The organism is Streptomyces sp. NPDC006265 (assembly GCF_040613555.1).
Taxonomy (GTDB): Bacteria; Actinomycetota; Actinomycetes; order Streptomycetales; family Streptomycetaceae; genus Streptomyces.
The window spans coordinates 1-4,889 of the sequence record NZ_JBEXSH010000705.1 but is presented as its reverse complement, the minus strand read 5'-3'; the positions used below and the strand labels follow the sequence as shown (position 1 = coordinate 4,889).

The 4,889-nt window shown below is 68.7% G+C and carries 4 protein-coding genes and 1 pseudogene; 2 read left to right on the top strand and 3 right to left on the bottom strand.

Annotated features, from left to right (window positions below; genetic code table 11):
• From ABZ281_RS37950 to ABZ281_RS37940, 3 genes are all read right to left on the bottom strand, one after another.
• On the bottom strand, positions 1–210 hold a 210-nt coding region (locus tag ABZ281_RS37950), incomplete at its 3' end, for a hypothetical protein (protein ID WP_356662579.1).
• Positions 207–1,205 (bottom strand): hydroxyacid dehydrogenase, encoded by a 999-nt coding sequence (locus ABZ281_RS37945; protein ID WP_356662578.1) that lies wholly within the window; start codon positions 1,203–1,205, stop codon positions 207–209. The genes ABZ281_RS37945 and ABZ281_RS37950, both read right to left, overlap by 4 nt.
• Positions 1,202–1,378, bottom strand: a complete 177-nt coding sequence (locus ABZ281_RS37940; protein WP_356662577.1) for a hypothetical protein — start codon at positions 1,376–1,378, stop codon at positions 1,202–1,204. The genes ABZ281_RS37945 and ABZ281_RS37940 overlap by 4 nt, the downstream gene beginning before the upstream one ends.
• Before the next feature lie 169 nt (positions 1,379–1,547).
• Between ABZ281_RS37940 and ABZ281_RS37935 the strand changes: the two genes are divergently transcribed.
• Positions 1,548–3,956 carry a right-handed parallel beta-helix repeat-containing protein gene (locus tag ABZ281_RS37935; protein WP_356662576.1) on the top strand — a complete coding sequence of 803 codons (2,409 nt, stop codon included), beginning with the start codon at positions 1,548–1,550 and terminating at the stop codon, positions 3,954–3,956.
• A gap of 484 nt (positions 3,957–4,440) precedes the next feature.
• Positions 4,441–4,794, top strand: a pseudogene (locus tag ABZ281_RS37930) (ABC transporter ATP-binding protein); the annotation flags it as partial.
• Positions 4,795–4,889: the final 95 nt, after the last annotated feature.

Sequence of the window (4,889 nt, the reverse complement as noted above, 5' to 3'; positions counted from 1 at the left end):
GTGGTCGGATTCTCCGGGTGGCTGACCAACGCCGGCCGGGTGACCGGCCTGCTGGCCGGGTACGCCTGCGCGGTGCTGCTCGCGTTGATGTCCCGGGTAGACGTTGACCAACAGGATGGCGCCGAAGCCGAGCTCGGTCAGCGCGGGGCCGCGCCGCAGCGGGCGCGTCGGGATGTGCCCGGTGGCGGGGCGCTCGGCGGGATGGCTCATGCCTCGTCCAGCCTCTCCGGGTGGGCGAACGGCTCTCCGGCCCCGAAGCGGGCCACCTCGGCGACCACGCTCTCCCCGATGCGGTGCAGCTCGCCGCCCATGGAACCGGCGACATGGGGGGTCAGGACCACGTTGGGCAGGGCGAAGAAGGGGCTGCCGGGCGGCAGCGGCTGGGGCTCGGTGACGTCCAGCACCGCACGGATGCGGCCGGAGCGCAGTTCGGCCAGCAGCGCCTCGTGGTCGACGACGGCGCCGCGCGCGGTGTTCAGCAGGGTCGCGCCGTCCCGCATCAGCGCCAGGCGGCGGGCGTCGATCTGGCCGGTGGTCTCGGGCGTCAGCGGCTGGTGGAGCGAGACGACATCGCCGGCGGCCATCACCTCGTCGAGCCCGGCGGCGCGCACGCCCAGCTCGGCCGCCAGCGCGGGCGTCAGCTCGGGGCTGTAGACCACGACGTCGAGGTCGAAGGGGCGCAGCAGCCGGATGAGGGCGCGCCCGATGGTGGAGGCGCCGACGATGCCGACGGTGCACCGGTGGTTGCCGGTGTCGGTCAGCTCGGTGGCCCGGTCGAAGAGGGCGCGCCGCTCGCGGTACATGCGCTCGGCGCGGTAGACCGCCTTGTTGGACAGCAGGATCATGGCGAGGGCGAACTCGGCCACCGGCACGGCGTTGGCGGCGCGCGCGTTGGCCGCCCGCACGCCGCGGGCGGCGAGCCCGCGCGGGTCCTCAAGGCAGGTGGCGGCGACGCCTCCGGCGTAGACGACGGCGCGCAGCCGGGGGGCGTCGTCGGCGCGGGTGAGGACGGGCGCGCCCCAGCCGGCGAGGAGGATCTCGGTGGCGGCGAGCGTGCGGCGCGCCGCGTCGGAGTCCAGCTCCGTGAGGACGAGCCGGGTGTCGACGTCGGCGTGCCGGCGCAGTTCGTCGAGCAGGTCCGGGCGGAAGAATTGCGGCACGAGCGAGCCCGAGCTCATCGCGAAGGTCGCGCGGGGGCGGGTCATGGCCGTCCCCGCGACGTGACACCCGCGCCGCCGGGCTCGGCGAGCGCCTGCGGGCCGAGGCTCACGCCGGTGAATCCGCCGTCGGTCTCCACCAGGAGGACCGGAACCGCCGTCACACCGACGGCGACGACGCCGCTGGCGTCCCCGAGACTGCGGTACTCAGTGGCCTTCATTCGCGATGCACTCCTTGCCTGCCGCGACCAGTGGCCCCGGAAATTATCATACGAATGACGTCTTATGAACCCTGTCCGATTCCTTGCCCCACGGGGAGTGAAGCGCTACGGTCCCGGAAGCTATAGGTCATACGTGTGATGTATGTCGTTTCAGGAGGGGCGGGGAGACATGCGTAAGAGACTGACCGGCGTCCTTGCCGTCGCGGCGGTGGCCGCGGTCACGGCGGGGATGCCGGTAGCCGCGGCGGGCGGCCAGAAGCAGGCCGAGATCGTGGTGTACGTGGCGGCCGACGGCAGCGCGGACGCCTCCGGCACACGGGACGACCCGTTCGCCACCGTTGAGCAGGCCAGGGACGCCCTGGCGGGCCGCACCAGCGAGAGCCGCAGGGGGCGCGTCTGGATTCGCGGGGGCACCTACAAGGTTTCGAAGTCGGTGGCTCTGTCCGGCGAGAAGAACAGCCACGTCACGTACGCCGCCTACCGGGGTGAGGACGTGGAGTTCACCGGCGTGACGACGCTGCCGGCCGACCGCTTCGTGCCGCTGGCCGAGGTCCCGGGGGACGACTCCCGGTTCTCCTCCCGCTCACGCGTGCCGAAGGAGGTGGCCGGCCAGGTGTATGTGTACGACCTGGGGGCGGAGTCCGTCCCCACCGGTCAGATGAACAAGAACGGCTTCAACTGGAAGCCGCAGCCCTACCCGCCGCAACTGCTGACCGACAACGTGGTCCAGACGCTGGCGCAGTACCCCAACAGCGGCCACCTCGACCGCGGGGCGATGAGCGTGCGCGATGGAGGCGAGAGCGCGCGCAACCACTTCTCCGACAAGTCGAAGGACGGCACCACCCTGCCGTACGAGGAGATGCTCCGGCTCCGCGGCCCGGCCTTCAGCGTCAAGAGCTCAGAGCTGCTCAAGCGGTTCGCGTCCTGGGCCCCTCCCTACGCCCCCTCGGGCGGCGGCCAGGTGGACAACACCGCCTACGAGACGGACGGCTGGCTGGCCGGCTACGTCGGCAACAACTGGGCCGACGACCGGGTGCGCATCACCTCCACCAGTCCGGAGGGCCTGAACGACAAGGGCGAGGCCGACGGCTGGCACATACGCACCGCCTACCCGTCGATGTACGGCGCCTCCACCAATGCGCTCTCCCTTGTCGCGCAGAACATACTCGGCGAGCTGGACGCCGAGGGCGAGTACTACATCGACCGCTTCGAGGGGAACGACGTCCTCTACTACTACCCGCCCGGCGGGACGGTGGAAGGCAGGGACATCAGCCTGAGCTCGCTCGACCAGCCCTTCTTCACGCTGGAGAACGTCACCGGCGTGACCATCAAGGGGGTGCGGATGAACGGCTCCACCAGCAACGGCATACGGATGCTGGACTGCGAGTCCTGCACGGTCGACGGCGTGGAGATCCGCAACGTGAGCCTGGACGCCATAACCATCGGCGAGGCCACCGACACCATCACGGCGGTCACCGAGTACAAAACCAGCCGGGGCGGGCACCACAACCGCGTCATCAACAGCAAGCTGCACGACCTCGGCAGCGGCGGGGTATTCCTGGCCGGTGGCGACCGCAAAACCCTGGAGCGCGGCAACAACCTGGTGGCGCACAACGAGATATACAACTTCTCCAAGCAGGCCACCACCTACACGCCGGCCGGCTACCTCTACGGCGTCGGCAACACCTTCCGGCACAACCACGTGCACGACGCGCCGCACATGGCGATCCAGATCATGGGAAACGACATGCGGGTGGTCCACAACCGCTTCGAGAACCTCGTGACCAACTCCGGCGACATGGGCGCGATCTACTCCGGGCGCGACTTCACGTACCTGAACAACGAGATCGCCTACAACTACTTCCACGACATCGGCCGGGCGAACGACACCCATGCCGTCTACATGGACGACGGCATGTCGGGGATGATCATACACCACAACGTCTTCGACACCGGCAAGGACGCCGTGTACTTCAACTCCGGCCGCGCCAACGTCGCCTCGGACAACGTCTTCCTCGACGTCGAGAAGATGGGCCACGACTGGGTGTACCACCATTTCAACGAGCAATTGCCGGTACCCAACGCCAAGGTGATCACCGAGCGTTTCAACGACATGCTGCGAGTCGGCGACGGCAGCGGCTTCACCAACACCGAGCAGAACGTGCGGCGCTGGTACGAGCACTACGAGGACCTGTACCCGAGCCTGAAGGACTGGTACGTGCCGGTGGACGCAACCGGCAAACCCTGCACCGCGGTGGGCACCGACGAGTGCACCTCCTCCTACGTCTGGAAGGACCCCAACTCGCTCTACGTGCCCTCGAACAGCGAGCTGACTCGCTCGGTGCGCATCAACACCGGCGGGTTCTACCACACCAGCGACCCGTCGATCGCGACCTTCAACCCGGACTGGGACTCCTACAACGTCTCCGGCGAGGACCCGGCGGACTTCGCTTTCGACCCGGAGACGGGCCAGTTCGACGCGGACACCACCTCCCTCAACGAGACGGACGGCTTCGGCTCCGCGTGGGTGGAGGAGTGGAACAGCAACGTCGGCCTGGCGGGCATCGGCCCGCGGTGAGGTGATAGCGCTGTGCCCCCGTGCAGCGGCCGACCGCCGCACGGGGGCACACGCGTGTCAGGGTGTCCGGGCGCCGCCGGGGAACGGTGACCGGCTGGGTGGCCGACTTGTTGCTGGACATGGCCGAGCAGTCACATCGCCCACCACGGAACAGAACCGTCGAAAAGCCGCTGCCCAAGCCACTCGAACGAGACTTCCCGCACCTCATCGGCGCCGTACCGGATCCTCACCGCCGCTCCTGCGGCACCACGCTCACGTATTGCGACCATCGCGCACTTTCGCGCCCAAGCCCGTGCTGATCACGAGCAACTGGGCCACACGAGCACGCAGTCGACTCCCGAACACCCTTATCAATCACTGAACTTCACTCTCACCGGTAGAAGTTCGGGGTGCCACGCATGCACCACGGCGCGTTCCCAGGCACTGTTCAAGCAGTGTTCAGGAAGTACCCGCATTGTTCATTCGGGCGCGGAACCTACAGGCGGTGCGCAGCGGCGAAATCCTCGCCGTGGTCGGCGAGAACGGCTCGGGGAAGTCCACCCTTACCCGGCTGCTCGCCGCCATCTTCCTGGCCGACAAGGGCATGGTCTCCTGGAACGGCCGCGACGTCGCCGACCTCGACCCCGACAGCCTGTGGGACCTGTCCGGGCTGGTGCCGCAGAACTTCGCGCAGTGGCCTCTGTCCGTCCGCGACAACGTCACCCTCGGCCAGCCCCGCGAGGCGGGCGACGACCTGGTGTGGCGGGCCTTGGAGGAGGTCGGGCTGCGGGACGCCGTCGAGGAACTCCCCGACGGCCTGGACACGCTGCTGGCCCGGGAGCTGTGGGGCGGGACGGAATGAGGGGCCACGAAGTTTCCGGACAGGCACCCAATAGGGTTGTCCTGGACAAGGAAACGAGGAAGAAGTGGCGCCACCCAGTAAGTACTCGCCGG

What these genes read in the sequence shown, in the direction of transcription:
- ABZ281_RS37945 (WP_356662578.1), bottom strand. Translation starts at nt 1,205, where the DNA reads ATGACCCGCCCCCGCGCGACCTTCGCGATGAGCTCGGGCTCGCTCGTG.
- ABZ281_RS37940 (WP_356662577.1), bottom strand. Translation starts at nt 1,378, where the DNA reads ATGAAGGCCACTGAGTACCGCAGTCTCGGGGACGCCAGCGGCGTCGTC.
- ABZ281_RS37935 (WP_356662576.1), top strand. Translation starts at nt 1,548, where the DNA reads ATGCGTAAGAGACTGACCGGCGTCCTTGCCGTCGCGGCGGTGGCCGCG.